The organism is Burkholderia sp. BCC1999, from assembly GCF_905339975.1.
GTDB lineage: Bacteria > Pseudomonadota > Gammaproteobacteria > Burkholderiales > Burkholderiaceae > Burkholderia.
The window spans coordinates 45,323-61,836 of sequence record NZ_CAJPHP010000033.1; the positions used below are offsets into that span (position 1 = coordinate 45,323).

13 protein-coding genes are annotated in these 16,514 nt (G+C 68.1%); 10 read left to right on the forward strand and 3 right to left on the reverse strand.

All coding sequences use genetic code 11. The features are described from left to right. Window positions 1-60 precede the first annotated feature (60 nt). Window positions 61-2,421, forward strand: coding sequence for an efflux RND transporter permease subunit (locus U5809_RS32265; RefSeq protein WP_322089512.1), 2,361 nt, complete (start codon window positions 61-63; stop codon window positions 2,419-2,421). 14 nt (window positions 2,422-2,435) lie between these two features. Continuing rightward, window positions 2,436-3,404 (forward strand): WD40/YVTN/BNR-like repeat-containing protein, encoded by a 969-nt coding sequence (locus U5809_RS32270; protein WP_322089513.1) that lies wholly within the window; start codon window positions 2,436-2,438, stop codon window positions 3,402-3,404. 149 nt (window positions 3,405-3,553) lie between these two features. Here the strand turns inward: U5809_RS32270 and U5809_RS32275 are convergent, their stop codons facing one another. Continuing rightward, on the reverse strand, window positions 3,554-4,450 hold the full coding sequence (locus U5809_RS32275; RefSeq protein ID WP_322089514.1) for a LysR family transcriptional regulator: 897 nt from the start codon (window positions 4,448-4,450) through the stop codon (window positions 3,554-3,556). Window positions 4,451-4,574: 124 nt separating this feature from the next. Here U5809_RS32275 and U5809_RS32280 point away from each other — a divergent pair, with 124 nt between their 5' ends. The 5 genes from U5809_RS32280 to U5809_RS32300 all read left to right on the forward strand — a co-directional run bounded on the left by U5809_RS32280 (window position 4,575) and on the right by U5809_RS32300 (window position 9,733). Further along, a complete protein-coding gene (locus U5809_RS32280; protein ID WP_322089515.1) occupies window positions 4,575-5,864 on the forward strand; it encodes an MFS transporter in 1,290 nt (429 codons plus the stop codon). A 60-nt stretch (window positions 5,865-5,924) separates the two neighbouring features. After that, window positions 5,925-6,815, forward strand: coding sequence for an amidohydrolase family protein (locus U5809_RS32285; protein ID WP_322089516.1), 891 nt, complete (start codon window positions 5,925-5,927; stop codon window positions 6,813-6,815). Window positions 6,816-6,823: 8 nt separating this feature from the next. Continuing rightward, on the forward strand, window positions 6,824-7,711 hold the full coding sequence (locus U5809_RS32290; protein WP_322089517.1) for an oxaloacetate decarboxylase: 888 nt from the start codon (window positions 6,824-6,826) through the stop codon (window positions 7,709-7,711). Window positions 7,712-7,792: 81 nt separating this feature from the next. Further along, the gene (locus tag U5809_RS32295; protein ID WP_322089518.1) at window positions 7,793-9,121 is read left to right on the forward strand and encodes an MFS transporter; all 1,329 of its coding nucleotides are present in this window, start codon (window positions 7,793-7,795) and stop codon (window positions 9,119-9,121) included. Window positions 9,122-9,271: 150 nt separating this feature from the next. Beyond that, the gene (locus tag U5809_RS32300; protein WP_322089519.1) at window positions 9,272-9,733 is read left to right on the forward strand and encodes a hypothetical protein; all 462 of its coding nucleotides are present in this window, start codon (window positions 9,272-9,274) and stop codon (window positions 9,731-9,733) included. A gap of 43 nt (window positions 9,734-9,776) precedes the next feature. Here U5809_RS32300 and U5809_RS32305 read toward each other — a convergent pair whose 3' ends face one another. Beyond that, a complete protein-coding gene (locus tag U5809_RS32305; RefSeq protein ID WP_322089520.1) occupies window positions 9,777-11,477 on the reverse strand; it encodes a dihydroxyacetone kinase family protein in 1,701 nt (566 codons plus the stop codon). A 226-nt stretch (window positions 11,478-11,703) separates the two neighbouring features. Next, window positions 11,704-12,858, reverse strand: a complete 1,155-nt coding sequence (locus tag U5809_RS32310) for a sigma-54 interaction domain-containing protein (RefSeq protein WP_322089521.1) — start codon at window positions 12,856-12,858, stop codon at window positions 11,704-11,706. Between the two features lie 487 nt (window positions 12,859-13,345). On the opposite strand from U5809_RS32310, the gene msuE reads away from it, so the two are divergent. The 3 genes from msuE to U5809_RS32325 all read left to right on the forward strand — a co-directional run bounded on the left by msuE (window position 13,346) and on the right by U5809_RS32325 (window position 16,413). Continuing rightward, complete coding sequence (msuE, locus tag U5809_RS32315) at window positions 13,346-13,906, forward strand: FMN reductase (protein ID WP_322089522.1); 561 nt, start codon at window positions 13,346-13,348, stop codon at window positions 13,904-13,906. A 35-nt stretch (window positions 13,907-13,941) separates the two neighbouring features. After that, window positions 13,942-15,045 (forward strand): dimethylsulfone monooxygenase SfnG, encoded by a 1,104-nt coding sequence (sfnG, locus tag U5809_RS32320; RefSeq protein WP_322089523.1) that lies wholly within the window; start codon window positions 13,942-13,944, stop codon window positions 15,043-15,045. A gap of 138 nt (window positions 15,046-15,183) precedes the next feature. Next, on the forward strand, window positions 15,184-16,413 hold the full coding sequence (locus U5809_RS32325; RefSeq protein WP_322089524.1) for an SfnB family sulfur acquisition oxidoreductase: 1,230 nt from the start codon (window positions 15,184-15,186) through the stop codon (window positions 16,411-16,413). Window positions 16,414-16,514: the final 101 nt, after the last annotated feature.

Genomic DNA, 16,514 nt, shown 5'->3' on the forward strand with positions numbered 1-16,514 from the left:
CGGGGCAGGCGGTGCGCATCGTTTGCCGTGCGCCGTCGCAATACATGAAGGGGTAAGGTCGTGCTCAATCGTTTGGTCGGTCGCCTGGAAAGGCTCTTCTTCGGTCATCGCGTGCTCGTGCTCTCGGCGATCGCGCTGTTCACCGTCGTCATGGCCGTGTTCGCCGTGCAGCTGCGCATGGATGCCGGTTTCGAAAAGCAGATGCCGATCGGGCATGAATACATCCGCACGTTCCAGCAATACCGGAACGACCTGCTCGGCGCGAACCGGATCACCGTGGTCGTACGGGCGAAGCACGGGTCGATCTGGTCGAGGGAGGGGCTCACGCGGCTGTACGACGTCACGCAGGCCGTCACGTACCTGCCGAACGTCGACCGGATCGGCGTGCGCTCGCTGTGGACGCCGAACGCGTTCGTCAACGAGGTGACCGATGAAGGCTTTCGCGCGGAGCCGATCATTCCCGGCACGATTACGCCCGACCAGCTGACACCCGAGCGCGTGCAGGGCATTCGCCGCTCGACGACGCTCGGCGGTTACGTCGGCACGCTCGTGTCGCACGGCGAGGACAGCGCGATGATCACGGCCGAGCTGAACGAGCGCGACAGCGCCGGCAAGGTGCTCGACTACGTTGCGTTCAATCGCCTGCTCGAACAGAAGATCCGCAAGCCGTTCGAGGATGCCGGCTACGAGATCCAGATCATCGGTTTCGCGAAGCAGATCGGCGATATCGCCCACGGCGCGACGGCCGTGCTCGGCTTCTGCGGCATTGCGCTGCTGCTGACGGCACTCGCGGTGTACTGGTACTGCCATTCGGTGCGCTTCACGGTGCTGCTGATCGGGTGCTCGCTGACGTCGCTCGTGTGGCAGTTCGGCACGCTGAAGCTGCTTGGCTTCGGGCTCGATCCGCTCGCGGTGCTGGTGCCGTTCCTCGTGTTCGCGATCGGCGTGTCGCACGGTGTGCAGCAGGTGAACTTCATCGTCCGCGAGATCGCGCACGGACAGCGTTCTTACGATGCCGCGCGCCACAGTTTCCGCGGGTTGCTGATCCCCGGCGTGCTGGCGCTGATTACCGCGTTCGTATCGTTCATCACGCTGCTGCTGATTCCGATTCCGATGGTGCGCGAGCTGGCGATTACCGCGTCGCTCGGCGTTGCGTACAAGATCGTCACGAACCTGATCCTGTTGCCCGTCGCGGCTTCGTGCTTCAACTTCACGAAGGCGTATGCGGATCGCGCATTGACGCGCGCCGAACGCCGCGCGGCATGGCTACGGCCACTGGCGCGCGTCGCACAACCGAAATACGCGGGTGCGACCGTGTTGCTGACAGCCATGGTGTTCGGTCTCGCCGCGTGGCAGAGCCGCGACCGCGTGATCGGCACGCTGCAGCCGGGCGCACCGGAACTGCGCGCGGACGCGCGTTTCAATCGCGACGCGACGTCGATCGCCGGCAACTACGACATGGGGCTCGACTGGCTGACGGTTGCGATCGAGTCGAACGGCAAGGGGTGCGACAACGCGGCGGTCGGCTTGTACGAGGACGATTTCTCGGCCGCGATGCGCACCGAACCGGGCGTCGTGTCGGTGCAGTCGTATGCCTCGATGCTGCGCGCGTACAACCAGGGCTACAACGAGGACTACCCGAAGATGAATGTCGTGCCGATCGCTGCGGAGAACTACGGCGCGGTGTCGGTCGACGTTGGACGCGCGAAAGGGTTCATGAACGCCGATTGCAGCATGACGGCCGTTCATCTGTTCCTCACGGACCACAAGGCGACGACGATCAACCGGATTCTCGACGACGTGAAGCAGTACCGCGCAGCGCATCCGTTCCCCGGCATCACGGTGCGGCTCGCGGCCGGCAATGCGGGCGTGCTCGCCGCGACGAACGACGAAGTCGAGAAGAGCGAGTTGCCGATGATGCTCTACGTGTACGCGGCGATCCTGATCCTCGTGTTTCTCGCGTACCGCGACTGGCGCGCGATGCTCGCGTGCTGCCTGCCGTTGTCGGTCGCGACCTTCATCGGTTACTGGTTCATGAAGGAGCTGCAGATCGGGCTGACGGTGGCGACGCTGCCGGTGATGGTGCTGGCGGTGGGTATCGGCGTCGATTACGCGTTCTACATCTACAACCGGCTGCAGGTGCATCTCGCGGGCGGTCAGGACATCGTCAAGGCTGTGCAGCACGCGATGCTCGAAGTGGGTGTCGCGACGATCTTCACGGCGATCACGCTGGCGATCGGCGTCGCGACGTGGAGCTTCTCGGCACTGAAGTTCCAGGCCGACATGGGCAAGCTGCTCGCATTCATGTTCATCGTGAACCTCGTGATGGCGATGACTGCATTGCCCGCACTGGCGTCGCTGCTCGAGCGCTGGTTTCCGCGACGTAAGCCGGCCCGTGCGCCGGGCCTGTTCAGCCACTGACCGGAGTTCCAGCCATGATCAAGACACTCGTTGCAGGTATCGGATTCTTCATCGCCGCCACCGCGTTCGCGCAGGAGGGTAGCGGCACGGTCGCCGCGTGGGCCAGCCGTCCGGCTCACGCTTGGGCCGCGCCGACGCACATGATGCTGATGGATGCCACTCGCGCTGGTGCGCGGATCGTCGCGGTCGGCGAGCACGGCATCGTGTTGCTGTCCGACGATGACGGGAAGCACTGGCGGCAGGCGCGGCGCGTGCCGGTGTCGGCGACGCTGTCGGCCGTGACGTTCGCGGATGCGAAGCACGGCTGGGCCGTCGGCCAGTGGGGCACGATTCTCGCGACCGACGACGGTGGCGACACGTGGGTCACCCAGCGGCTCGATACGTCGATCGACCAGCCGCTGTTCTCGGTGTTGTTCACGAACACGCAGGACGGCATCGCGGTCGGCCTGTGGTCGCTGATGCTGCAGACGCATGACGGCGGCAAGACGTGGGCGCGTACGACGCTGCCGAAGCCGCCGGGCGGCGGCAAGGCCGACCGCAATCTCTATCACGTGTTTGCCGATCCCGCGCACGCGCTCTACATCGTGTCCGAGCAGGGGATGGTGCTCAAGTCGATCGATGGGGGCACGAACTGGACTTATCTGCCGACGGGCGGCAAGGGCACGTTGTGGTCGGGCGTCGCGATGCCCGATGGGCGGATCGTGGTCGGCGGGCTGCTCGGCAGCCTGTACGAGAGCAGCGACGGCGGCACGACGTGGGCCGCGCAGCACACCGGCACGCGCAGCTCGATCACCGGTCTCGTCGCGACGGGTGGCGGGCTGACCGGTGTCGGACTCGATGGCCTCGTGCTGACGCAGCGCGTGGCGGGCGGCCCGGTTTCGGTGTCGCAGCGCGAGGACCGCGCAACGATGACTGCCGCGCTGGTCGATGCACGTGGAAAACCGGTGCTCTTTTCACAGGCCGGCGTGCTCGACACGCCTTAACTCGTTTTCCGCACGAGAGCATGCGTGTCGGTGGTCAACGAGGACCGCACGCCGCGTGCTGCGGATACAAGCGCATCCGCAGCCTCGATGTTTACGTCGCCGATGTTCCGCGCGGCGCACACAGGCGGTCGCTCCGGCCGGCCGGATGCTCAGGCACGCGTATCGTCCGACGGCAGCAGCGCGGCGAAGCGGTCCGCGAGCGTCGGACGCGACCGCGCGGGCCAGATCGCGCTCAGTTCGAAATTCGGCAGCGCGGCGCCGTCGCGGACCGGGCTGTATGTGACGCCGTCGAACGCGAACGCGTGGATCGAGCGTGGCAGCAGCGACACGCCGCATCCGGCAGCGACGCACGCGACGACGGTCAGCGTGCGGTTCACGTCGAGCACGATGTCCACCGGATGCCCGGCCTGACGGAACGCGCTGAGGATGCCCGCGCGGATCAGCGGCAGCTGATCGTGCGGAAACCACACGAGGCCGACGGCGGAGAGATCCTGCAGCGTAACCGTGCCGTCGGGCTGGCGCCGGAAATCCTTCGGCAGCACGGCGACGAGCGGGTCGCGCCGAATCAGCTTCTCGCGCATCCGGCCGTTCACCGCCACCGGCGTGTGCAGCAGCCCGATGTCGATCTCGCCGCGCTCGAGCGCGATCGCCTGTTCGGCATTGCTCATCTCGCGCATCACGAGCTCGACGTCGGGTGCGCTTTCGCGTAACGCGCGGATCGCGCGCGGCAGCGTGTCGAACAGCGCGGCGCTGACGAAGCCGATCGTCAGGCGCCCGGCGCGCTGCGCGCCGATCTCGCCGGCCCGGTGCGCGGCCGCGTCGAGCCGCGCGAGACTCAGCCGCAGGTCGTCGACCATCGCGAGGCCGGCCGGCGTCAGCGTCGCGCCGCGACGCGAGCGGTCGAACAGCCGGACGCCCAACTCCTTCTCCATCCGGTTCAGCGCCTGGCTGAGCGCCGGCTGTGCGATGCCGAGCTCGTTGGCCGCGCGCGTGAAGCTGCCCGTATCGACGATCGCGAGGAAGTAGCGGACGTGCCTGATTTCCATAAGCTTGCGTTATGAATAATTATTCAAAACATGGTAGCGAATTATCTCCACGCTTCATAGGATGCACATCGGGCCACGGCATCGCCGTGCGCCGCGACGGCATGACGACACGAGGAGACCCGCATTGAACTGGACCCGCGAGCTATCGACGACCGAACGGCGCACGTTGCGCGGCTGTTTTGCCGGCTGGGCACTCGACGGCCTCGACACGCAGATGTTCAGCCTCGTGATCCCCGTGCTGCTCACGACCTGGGGCATCGGCAAGGGGCAGGCCGGGCTGATCGGCGGGGCGACGCTCGTGTCCGGTGCGCTCGGCGGGTTGCTGGCCGGCATGATCGCCGACCGCTACGGCCGCGTACGCGCGCTGCAGATCACCGTGTGCTGGTTTTCGCTCTTCACGTTCCTGAGCGCGTTCGCGCAGAACTTCGAGCAGTTGCTCGTGCTGAAGGCGCTGCAGGGCCTCGGCTTCGGCGGCGAATGGACCGCGGGCGCCGTGCTGCTCGCCGAAACGGTCGGCGCGCGCCACCGCGGCAAGGCGATGGGCGTCGTGCAGAGCGCGTGGGGGTTCGGCTGGGGCGGCGCCGTGGTGCTGTACATGCTGGTGTTTGCGTGGGTGCCGGCCGAGTGGGCGTGGCGCGTGCTGTTCGCGATCGGCGCGTTGCCCGCGCTGCTGGTGCTGTATATCCGTCGTGCGATTCCGGAGCCGCCGCGCGCGACGGCGGCGCAGGCATCGGCGCAAGCGAATGCCGACGAAGGGCCGACCGTCGGCATCTTCGACCGGTCGGTGCTGCGCGCGACGGTGGTCGGTGGGCTGATCGGCGTCGGCGCACACGGCGGCTATCACGCCATCACGATCTGGTTGCCGACCTACCTGAAGACCGAGCGCCACCTGTCGGTGCTCGGCACCGGCGCGTATCTCGCGGTCGTGATCGTCGCGTTCATCTGCGGCTGCTTCCTGAGTGCGTACCTGCAGGACCGGATCGGCCGCCGCCGCAACGTGATGCTGTTCGCCGCGTGCTGCGCGGTGATGGTGAACCTGTATGTGTTCCTGCCGCTGAACGATGTCGCGATGCTGCTGCTCGGGTTCCCGCTCGGACTGTTTTCGGCCGGCATTCCGGCGACGCTCGGCACGCTGTTCAACGAGCTTTACCCGCGCAACGTGCGCGGGCGCGGCGTGGGCTTTTGCTACAACTTCGGCCGCATCGTGTCGGCCGGTTTTCCGGTGCTGGTCGGGCGGATGGGCGAGTCGCTGCCGCTCGGCACGGCGCTCGGCATCGACGCGGGCATTGCCTACGGGCTCGTCGTGATCGCGGTGTGGTTCCTGCCGGAAACGCGCAGCCACCGGTTGTCCGGCGTCGCGCCCGGCGGTGACACGGATGCGGAAAGCCGGCCGCGCGCCGAGGTGTCGCTGTAGCGTTCGCCGCGTCGCCACCGAACCGCCCGGCACTGCGGCCGGGCGCCTCTTGCAGACTTCATGGATCGACTCGTGACTCCCCTCGTCGAACAGATTCCGGCTGCGCGGTCGATGGACGCGTGGTGTGCAGCTGACCCGGCCGTCGCCGCCGTCGATGCGCATGCGCATGTATTCGCGCGCGGCCTGCCGCTCGCGCCCATTGTCCGGCACGCGCCCGATTACGACGCGTCGCTCGACACGTACGTCGCGCATCTCGCCGAACACGGCATCACGCATGCGGTGCTGGTGCAGCCGAGCTTTCTCGGCACCGACAACACGTTCTTCGTCGACGTGCTGCGGCGTTACCCGCGCCGCTTCCGGGGTGTCGCGGTGGTCGACCCCACGATTGCGGATCGCGATCTCGATGCGCTCGACCGTGCGGGGGTGGTCGGGATGCGGCTGAACCTCGTCGGGCTGCCGATTCCGGATTTCGGCGCGTCGGCGTGGCGCGCGCTGTTCGCCCGCGTCAACGCGCTGGGCTGGCATGTCGAGATCCATCGCGGCATCGAGGATCTGCACACCATCACCGCGCCGCTGCTCGCGCAGTCGTGCACGCTGGTGATCGATCATTTCGGCCGCCCGTCACCCGCGCTCGCCGAGCGCGCACCCAGTTTCCGGCGCCTGCTGCTGCTGGCGGATACCGGCCGCGTCTGGGTCAAGCTGTCGGCCGCGTATCGCAACAGCGTGGCGGGCGACGGCGCGATCGACGCGTTCGGTGCCGCGCGCGCGCTGCGCACCGCGTTCACGGCCGAGCGGCTCGTGTGGGGCAGCGACTGGCCGCACACGCAGCACCGCGAACGTGTCGATTTCGACGCCACCTATGCGGCGCTCGCGCGCTGGCTGCCCGATCCCGGCGAGCGCCTGCGCGTGCTGCGCGATTCGCCGCGCACCCTGTTTCGTTTCGACTCATGAGGCCCCGCATGTCCGATCACACCGCAATTCGTCGCGCCGGGTTCCGGCGCAGCATCGCCGCCCGCCAGGGGCTGCTCGTCGCCGGCACGTTCAATGCGCTCAGCGCCCGTATCGCAGCCGATCTCGGCTTCGGCGCACTGTACTTGAGCGGCGCGGGCGTCACCAACATGTCGCTCGGCCTGCCCGATCTCGGCTTCGTCGGGCTCGGCGAGCTGGCCGAACACACCGCGCGCGCGCGCGATACGGTCGAGCTGCCGCTGATGGTCGACGCCGATACCGGCTTCGGCAATGCGCTGAACGTGCTGCACACGGTGCGTACGCTCGAGCGCAGCGGCGCCGACGCGATCCAGCTGGAAGACCAGGTGCTGCCGAAGAAGTGCGGCCATTTCGCGGGCAAGGAAGTGATTGCGGCCGGCGAGATGGTCGGCAAGCTGAGAGCGGCCGTCGACGCGCGCGTGGATCCGAACCTGCTGATCGTCGCGCGCACCGATGCGGCCGCGGTCCACGGCATCGACGACGCGATCGAGCGCGCCCATCGTTACGCGGAAGCGGGCGCCGACGTGCTGTTCATCGAGGCGATGGAGTCGCCGGAGGACGTTGAGCGTCTGCCGGCGCTGTTCGATACGCCGCAGCTCATCAACATCGTGATCGGCGGCAAGACGCCGACGCGTTCACGCGACGCGCTCGCGCGCCTCGGCTACGGCGTGGTGCTGTATGCGAACGCGGCGCTGCAGGGCGCGGTGCACGGGATGCAGGCCGCGCTGACGGAACTGCGCGACACGGGCCGGCTCGACGAGAATCCCGCGCTCGTCGCGCCGTTCGCCGAACGGCAGCGGCTCGTCGACAAGGCGCGCTTCGACGCGCTCGACGCCCGCTACGCGGCCGACCGCGCATAACGCGCATAACGCGCATCGGCAGGCGGCACGGGCGGCGTCGGCAGCCGCCCGGCACATACGAAAAAAAACCTGGAGACAACCGTGGCAACTTCTTCTCCCGAAGCCGCCGGCGAACCGCCGCGCATCGGTTCGATCGTCGGCGGGCTGGCCGGCAACCTGATCGAGTGGTACGACTTTCTCGCCTACAGCATCTTCTCGATCTACTTCGCGCCGTCGTTCTTTCCCGCCGACCGGCCGACCGTGCAGTTGATGAACACCGCGGCGATCGCGGCCGTCGGGTATATCGCACGGCCGGCGGGAAGCTGGCTCGTCGGCCTGTATGCGGACCGACGCGGGCGCAAGGCCGCGCTGACGAAGTCGGTGCTCGCGATGTGCGCGGGATCGATGCTGATCGCCGTCACGCCCGGCTACGCGACGATCGGCGTGCTCGCACCGGTGCTGCTCGTTGCCGCAAGGTTGCTGCAGGGGCTCAGCATGGGCGGCGAATACGGCACCAGCGCAACCTACCTGAGCGAGATCGCGCCGCCGAACCGGCGCGGCTTCTACGTCGGCTTCCTGCAGGTGAGCGTGGTGGCCGGCCAGCTCGTCGCGCTCGGCCTGATGCTCGCGATGCAGCGGATCTTCGCCGGCACGCACGACATCGAACGCTGGGGCTGGCGGATCCCGTTCTTCGTCGGCGGCGTGCTCGCGCTGTTCGCGCTGTACATGCGCCGCAACGTCGTCGAGAGCGACGCGTTCATGGCCAGCCGCGCGCGTGCGGCGAAGACGTGCGTGTCGGCCGATCTCGCGGCCCACTGGCGCGAACTGCTGCTCGCGATCGGCATCACGATCGGCGGCACCGTCGCGTTCTACACGTACACCGTCTACATGCAGAAATACCTCGTCAACTCGGTCGGGCTGCACAAGGAAGCGGCGACCTGGATCTGCTCGGCCGCGCTGCTGCTGTACATGCCGCTGCAGCCGCTGTTCGGCCTCGTGTCGGACCGCGTCGGCCGGCGGCCCGTGCTGCTGTGGTTCGGGATCGGCGGCACGCTGCTGTCCGTGCCGATCTTCACGACGCTCGCACACGTGCACGATCCGCTCGCCGCGTTCGCGCTGGTGTTCGCGGGGCTCGTCGTGCTGAGCGGGTTCACGTCGGTGCACATGCTGGTCAAGGCCGAGCTGTTCCCGCCGCAGATCCGTGCGCTGGCGGTCGGGCTGCCGTATGCGCTGACGACGGCGATCCTCGGCGGCACGACCGAGTTCGTCGCACTGCGGCTGAAGGCGAGCGGCAGCGAGACGATGTTCTTTTGGTACGTCGCGGCCTGCGCGGCGATTTCGCTGCTCGTGTACTGGCGGATGCCGGAAACCCATCCGGCGAAGCGCGTGCGGGCGAATGGGGCGGCGGCCGCCGCCGCCGTGTCCCGCTGAGCGGGCGCGAAGCCGCCTGCGGCACGCGGCCGGGCGCCGGCAGGCGCGGGCCGATGCGCCGGCGGCGCGGTACCGGTGAAGTCGTCGAGCCGAAGGGCGGCCGGCCCGCGTATGGCAGAATCGCGACGATCTCCCGCACGCGATGACACCATGAACCCGACGACGCCTTCCTCCGGGCCCATCCGTGAGCCGATGGGCCGCGCGGCCACCGCGCTGCTCGCCGCCAGCATGCTGTGCTATCTCGTCGCGATGTTCACCGCGCCGTTCCGCGTCGGCGCGCCGGACCCGCACCCGTGGGCCGATGGCTGGCAGGTGCTGTTGACGGGCTGGATGGGCGTGCTCGGCGGCATCTTTGCGTGGCTCGCGAACCCGCTCGTGTTCGGCGCGTGGTTGCTGACCGTGAAGCGCCTGCGTGTGCAGTCGGCCGTGCTGGCCGCGCTCGCGCTGCTGTTCGGGCTGAGCTTCCTGTCGCAGCACCAGATCGTCGTGAACGAAGCGGGCACCGTCGAACCGGTTCATCTCGATGCGATCGGCTACTGGTGCTGGCTCGCGAGTTTCGGCGCGGCGCTGGTCGGCGCGATGCTGTTGCCTGGGCGGATGAAGGCAGGCTGATGCGGGCGGCGTGGCCGCCTTCCCGCATCGCGCGAGTCGCCGCTCAGCGCACGTGCGGCTGCAACGCACCCAACCAATAAGACACGGCTACCGCGCCGCCATCGGGCGTGCCGATCGCGCGCTCGCCGAGATAGCTCGCACGCCCCGCGCGCGGTGTCATGCGCGCGGTGGCCTCCGCGCCTTCGACTGCCGCTTCGACGGCCGCCGTCCATGCGCTTGCGGTGTCGCGATCGCTGTCGAGCGCGCGACTGAATGCGTCGACGGCCGGCATCAGCGCATCGAGCATCGTCCGGTCGCCGGCATGCGCGCCACCCAGTTCACTGATCGAATCCACGGCCGCGCGGAATGCCGCGGCCCAGTCGCGCGCCGACGGCTCGGCGACATCCGCCAGCCTGCGCGCCGCGCGCAGCAGCGCGGTTGCATAGAACGGCCCGGAGCTGCCGGCGATCGCGCGGCGCAACGCCGCGCCGAGCGCCGCGAGTGCGCCGGCCGGCGTGGCGTAGGCGGTCTCGGGCAACGCGAGGATCGCTTGCGCGGCGCGCAGCATGCTTGCGCCGAGGTCGCCGTCGCCGGCCGCCGCATCGAGATCCGTCAGCGTCTGCTCGTGGTCGATCAGCGTTTGTGCAACTGCCTGCAGCGCCGGCTGCAGACGCGCGGCCCATGCGCGGCCGGCCGCATCGAGCGGCGGCAGCGGTGCATCCTGCGACGCGGCTGCGGCCACGCGGATCTGCGCATTCACTGCGCCGCCGCCCGGCCACGCACGCGCCTGGGTCGGCGCGTCGAGCAGCGACGCGCGTTCGTCGTTCAGCCGCAGCACCGAGATCGAGCAGCCGGGCATGTTCAGCGCGGACAGGAACGTGCCGGCCCACGCACGCGCGACGACGATGCCGCGCCGGGCCAGGTTGTCGTACGCGGCGCGCAGCACGATCGCGAGCTCCATGTCCGGCGTTGCGCCGAGACCGTTGACGAACAGCGCGACGCGTTCGCCGCGGTCGAGCACGAGATCGGCGGCGATGCTCGACAGCAGCGTGTCGACCAGCGCGTCGGCCGGCAGCGGCGCACGGCGTTCGACACCTTTTTCGCCGTGAATGCCGAGACCGAGCTCGATCTCGTGATCGCCGAGGCTGAAGCCCGATTTGTCGGCGCCCGGGATCGTGCAGCCGTCGAGCGCGACGCCCATCGTGCCGAGCTCGGCCGCCGCGTCGCGCGCGATGGCCGCGACGCGGGCAAGCGGCAGCCCGCGCGCGGCGGCCGCGCCGGCGAGCTTGTGGATCAGCACGGTGCCGGCGATCCCGCGCCGCTGGCCGCGGTCGACACGGCCGCGCAGCGATACGTCGTCGGCGACGATGACCGTTTCGACCGGAATGCCTTCGGCGCGTGCAAGCTCGGCGGCGAGCCCGAAATTGAGCCGGTCGCCCGTGTAGTTCTTCACGATCAGTAGCGCGCCGTTGGGGCCGGCGCTCGCGCGGATCGCGGCGAGCACGGCGTCGGTGGACGGCGACGTGAACACTTCGCCGCAGACGGCCGCGCTCAGCATCCCTTCGCCGACATAGCCGCCGTGTGCGGGCTCGTGGCCGCTGCCGCCGCCGGACAGGATCGCGACGGGGCGCTGGGACGGTTCGGGCAGCGGCTGGCGGACGAGCACGTGCTCGTCGCCGAGGATCGCGAGATGCGGCGATTGCCGCGCGATGCCTTCCAGCATTTCTCGCACGACATCGGACGGGCGGTTCACAAGCTTTTTCATGGCGACGGATTCCGGACGGGTGAACGGGGCGCGGCCGAGCCTGCACGGGCGCCGGCCGGCTTTCGTATTGGGGAGAATCGTGCGGGTGCCCGGTCGCCGGGCGCGGACGGTTGCGTGACGGGCGACCGGATGCGGAAGCGGCAACGAAGCACTTGCTTCGCGCCACGATACATCAGGTTCGGACGTCAATGCACGGATTGCGGCGCGATCGCGCCCTCGGCTGCGCTCACTTCAGCGCCGCAATGACCTTCGCGCGGATCAGTCGCGCGCGCAGCACGTTGCGGCTGATGCCGAGCAACTGCGCGGCCCGGATCTGGTTGCGGTGGCTGAAGTCGAACGCGACGCGCATCACCATGTCCTCGATGTGTTCGAAGAGGTTGCCGTGTCCGTCGTCGAACAGGTCGCGCAGCGCATGTTCGAACGCCGCCTGGGTGTGGGCGGACGGCTCCGGCGCATCCACGACGGCCGGTGGCGCGCATGGCGGCGCAAGGTGCAGGTCGGTGTCGCGCAGCACATCGTGGCGGCTCACGAGCAGTGCGTGATGGATCACGTTCTCCAGTTCGCGGATATTGCCGGACCAGTGATGCGACAGGAGCCGGCGCTCGGCGCGCGGGTCGATGCTGCGCGGCCCGTTTTCGAGGCGCGCGCGATAGCCGTCGAAGAAGTGACGCGCGAGCGGCAGGATGTCGCCCGGCCGCTCGCGCAGCGGCGGTACCGCGAGCTGCACGACGTTGAGCCGGTAGTACAGGTCGCCGCGGAAATGCCCGGCCGCCACCGCCTGTTGCAGATCGACGTTGGTCGCCGCGACCACGCGCACGTCGACCGGAATGCCCGTGCGTGAACCGAGCCGCACGACCTCGCGCTCCTGCAGTACGCGCAGCAGCTTGACCTGCATCGACAGCGGCAGGTCGCCGATCTCGTCGAGAAACAGCGTGCCGCCATGCGCGGCTTCGAACCAGCCGGGCTTCGCGCTGACGGCACCCGTAAACGCGCCTTTCTCGTGGCCGAACAGTTCGCTGTCGACGAGCGTGTCGGAGAACGCGCCGCAATTTACCGCGACGAACGGCCCGTCGCGGCGATCGCCGAGATCGTGCACGTGGCGCGCGATCAGTTCCTTGCCGGTGCCCGTCTCGCCGACGATCAGCACGTTCGCGTCGCTTGGTGCGACACGACGCACCTGTTCGAGCAGTGCGAGCGAACGCGGATCGGCAAACACCTGCGCCCGCGCGCGGGCCTGTGCGGGGCGTCCGGGCAACGTCAGGACCGAGGCGGTGCGTTCCGCAGCGGGCAGGCCGGACGGATCGTGCGCGTGCGACTCGTTGCGAGCGGTGGTGACGACACGAAGGTTGAGCGGGCGCGAGGATGCGGAAATGGAAGTCATGGCGATGAACCGTTGAATGGCCGGGTGAGCCGGGTGAGCCGGACCCGTGCCGACGGGCGCAGTGAGTCCGGCTGCTGCGTGGTCAGCAGAGTGTTCAACGTTTCGCCACGCGCGAAAAGCATCGATTTCTGATAACCAAAGCGCGATTGCTGCGGAACCTGCAATGGTGCGGGTGAGCGGGGTTGCGCCGATGCATGAACGTCGAATTCGATGTCATGGCGTGCGATGCGCTGCTTCCTGAGCAGCAGTTCGCAAGCACGATCGCTTCACCCGGTTCATCACGCCGTGGAATATCGATGTGACACGCGCACCGGAGCGCTTGCCGCGCTCGCGCATTTGAGCGAATGCCGCGCCAGGCGGGCGATCGCACGAAACTTCGCGATGCAGACGATCGCGCCGCGAGACAGCCGTGCGAATGGCACGCTCCTTGCTGACCCGAAACGGTATCGCCGCATCGACACGCGGCTCGACAACGGGAACGCATCGCATGAGCAACACCCTCAACGTGGTCGCGATATCGGGCAGCTTGCAACGGCCGTCGCGCACGCTTGCGCTGACCAACGAGATCGTCGCGGCACTTGGCGCCGCGCTGCCGATCGATACGCGGCTGATCGAACTCGGCGAGATCGGCAGCCGGCTGGCCGGCGCGCTGACGCGCGCGCAGGTGCCGGCCGACCTCGAAGCACTGATCCGCGCGATCGAGACGGCCGACGCGCTCGTTGTCGCGAGCCCGGTCTATCGGGCGTCATACACGGGCCTGTTCAAGCACCTGTTCGACCTCGTGCGCCACGACGCGCTCGTCGACGTGCCCGTGCTGCTCGCGGCCACCGGCGGCAGCGAGCGACATGCGCTCGTGATCGACCATCAACTGCGGCCGCTGTTCAGCTTCTTCCAGGCGCGCACGCTGCCGATCGGCGTGTACGCGTCCGAAAGCGATTTCGACCAGTACCGGATCGCGAACCCGGCGCTGCGCGAGCGCATCGCGCTCGCCGTCGATCGCGCCGTGCCGCAACTGCGCCCGCATGCGCTTTCCACCGTGGCCGCGTAGGCCGCTTCCGTTTCTCCTTCGACCAGGACACCTTCATGAGCCTTACCGACCCTTCCGCCGACGGCGTCAAATTCGCGTACTGGGTGCCGAACGTCAGCGGCGGCCTCGTCGTCAGCACGATCGAGCAGCGCACCGACTGGAGCCTCGAATACAACCAGCAGCTCGCGCGCACGGCCGAGGCGGCCGGCTTCGACTACGCGCTGAGCCAGATCCGCTTCACGGCCGGTTACGGCGCCGAATACCAGCACGAGTCGGTGTCGTTCAGCCAGGCGCTGCTGCATGCGACGACGAAGCTCAAGGTGCTCGCCGCGATCCTGCCGGGGCCGTGGCATCCGGCCGTGGTCGCGAAGCAACTCGCGACGATCGACCACATCTCGAACGGGCGCATTGCGATCAACGTCGTGAGCGGCTGGTTCAAGGGCGAATTCACCGCGATCGGCGAGCCGTGGCTCGAACACGATGAGCGCTATCGGCGCTCGAAGGAATTCATCCAGGCGCTGAAAGGCATCTGGACGCAGGACAACTTCACGTTCAAGGGCGACTTCTACCGCTTCAACGACTACACGCTGAGCCCGAAGCCGGTGCAGAAGCCGCATCCGGAAATCTTCCAGGGCGGCAGCTCGCGCGCGGCGCGCGACAACGCGGCGAGCGTGTCGGACTGGTATTTCACGAACGGCAATACGCCGGAGAACCTGAAGGCGCAGATCGACGACATCCGCGCGAAGGCGGCCGCGAACAACCATCGCGTGCGGATCGGCGTCAACGCGTTCGTGATCGCGCGCGACACCGAGGAAGAGGCGCAGGCCGTGCTCGACGACATCATCCGGCACGCGCACGTCGAGGCCGTGCACGCGTTCGGCGATGCGGTGAAGGAGGCCGGCAAGGCATCGCCCGAAGGCGAGGGCAACTGGGCGAAATCGACGTTCGAAGATCTCGTTCAGTACAACGACGGCTTCCGCACGAACCTGATCGGCACGCCGCAGCAGATTGCCGAGCGGATCGTCGCGCTGAAGGCGATCGGCGTCGATCTCGTACTCGCGGGGTTCCTGCACTTCATCGAGGAAGTCGAGTACTTCGGCCGGCGCGTACTGCCGCTCGTGCGCGAACTCGAAGCGCAGCGGCAGGCAGTGGCTGCGTGAAGCGGGTCGATTGAAGCGGGCCGGCTGGCGACTGTCATCACAGACCGGCCCGGCTCGACGTTGAGGAAATTGAAACAGGAGGCCGACGCATGCCTTCGCGGCATCGTCGGCCGGTTCAGGGGTTTTGCCGGAAATCTTATGTCCACGGAAATCATCGAAGCACGTGCATCGCAGCAACCAGAAACCCACCACGTTCCCGTGATCGGCTCCGATGCCGAAGCGATCGACGTCGCGCATCGCATCGCCGCGCAACTTCAGGAGCACGCGGCGCTGCGTGACCGCGAGCGGAAACTGCCGTTCGACGAGATCGAACTGTTTTCGTCGAGCGGCCTGTGGGGCATCACCGTCCCGCGCGAATACGGCGGCGCGGAAGTGTCGAGCGTGACGCTCGCGGAAGTGATCGCGATCGTGTCGCAGGCCGATCCGTCACTCGGCCAGATTCCGCAGAATCACTACTGCCTGATCGAAGACATCCGTCTCGAAGGCAGCGGTGAGCAGAAACGCTTCTTCTTCGACCTCGTGCTGAAGGGTACGCGCTACGGCAATGCGTTTTCCGAGGCCGGCGGCAAGAACGTGCTCGATATCCAGACGCGCGTGCGCCGCGACGGCGACGCGTTCGTGCTGAACGGCCGCAAGTTCTATTCGACCGGCACGCTGTTCGCGCACTGGATTCCGGTGCTCGCGCTCGACGAGTCGGACCAGGCGGTGCTCGCGTTCGTGCGGCAGGGCGCGCCGGGGCTGACCGTGGTGGACGACTGGAGCGGCTTCGGGCAGCGCACGACCGCGAGCGGCACGGTGATCGTCGAGAACGTGCGCGTGAGCCCGTTCGAGATATTTCACACGCAGCGCTCGTACGACCGCCCGACCTTCGCGGGCCCATTCGCGCAGATCACGACTGCCGCGATCGATCTCGGCATCGCGCGCGCCGCGCTGCAGGACACGATCGCGTTCGTGCAGCAGCACGCGCGCCCGTGGATCGACAGCGGCGTCGAACGCGCGAGCGACGACCCGCTGACCGTCGCGCAGATCGGCGACATCGCGTACCGCATCCACGCGGCCGAAGCGCTGCTCGCGCGTTCGGGGCGGTTCGTCGACGCGGCGAAGCACGGGCCGGACGAGGAAACGGTCGCGCATGCCGCGATCGCGGTCGGCGAAGCGAAGATCGCGACGACCGAAGTGTCGCTGCTGGCCGCGAGCAAGCTGTTCGAACTCGGCGGCAGCAAGTCGACACTCGCGAAATACAACTTCGATCGGCACTGGCGCAACGCGCGCGTGCATACGCTGCACGACCCCGTGCGCTGGAAGTACCACGCGATCGGCAACTACTACCTCAACGGCGTGAAGCCCGCGCGCCATTCGTGGAACTGACCGGCACACGGTGCGGAGTTTTCAGATACGTACGACAGCGCGTTTTCGCGCGGTTTTGGCGGCGGACATGGCCGCCGCGCCATTCCTGACGAGACAGACCA

What these genes read in the sequence shown, in the direction of transcription:
- U5809_RS32270 (WP_322089513.1), top strand. Translation starts at nt 2,436, where the DNA reads ATGATCAAGACACTCGTTGCAGGTATCGGATTCTTCATCGCCGCCACC.
- U5809_RS32275 (WP_322089514.1), bottom strand. Translation starts at nt 4,450, where the DNA reads ATGGAAATCAGGCACGTCCGCTACTTCCTCGCGATCGTCGATACGGGC.
- U5809_RS32285 (WP_322089516.1), top strand. Translation starts at nt 5,925, where the DNA reads ATGGATCGACTCGTGACTCCCCTCGTCGAACAGATTCCGGCTGCGCGG.
- U5809_RS32290 (WP_322089517.1), top strand. Translation starts at nt 6,824, where the DNA reads ATGTCCGATCACACCGCAATTCGTCGCGCCGGGTTCCGGCGCAGCATC.
- U5809_RS32300 (WP_322089519.1), top strand. Translation starts at nt 9,272, where the DNA reads ATGAACCCGACGACGCCTTCCTCCGGGCCCATCCGTGAGCCGATGGGC.
- U5809_RS32305 (WP_322089520.1), bottom strand. Translation starts at nt 11,477, where the DNA reads ATGAAAAAGCTTGTGAACCGCCCGTCCGATGTCGTGCGAGAAATGCTG.
- U5809_RS32310 (WP_322089521.1), bottom strand. Translation starts at nt 12,858, where the DNA reads ATGACTTCCATTTCCGCATCCTCGCGCCCGCTCAACCTTCGTGTCGTC.
- msuE (WP_322089522.1), top strand. Translation starts at nt 13,346, where the DNA reads ATGAGCAACACCCTCAACGTGGTCGCGATATCGGGCAGCTTGCAACGG.
- sfnG (WP_322089523.1), top strand. Translation starts at nt 13,942, where the DNA reads ATGAGCCTTACCGACCCTTCCGCCGACGGCGTCAAATTCGCGTACTGG.
- U5809_RS32325 (WP_322089524.1), top strand. Translation starts at nt 15,184, where the DNA reads ATGTCCACGGAAATCATCGAAGCACGTGCATCGCAGCAACCAGAAACC.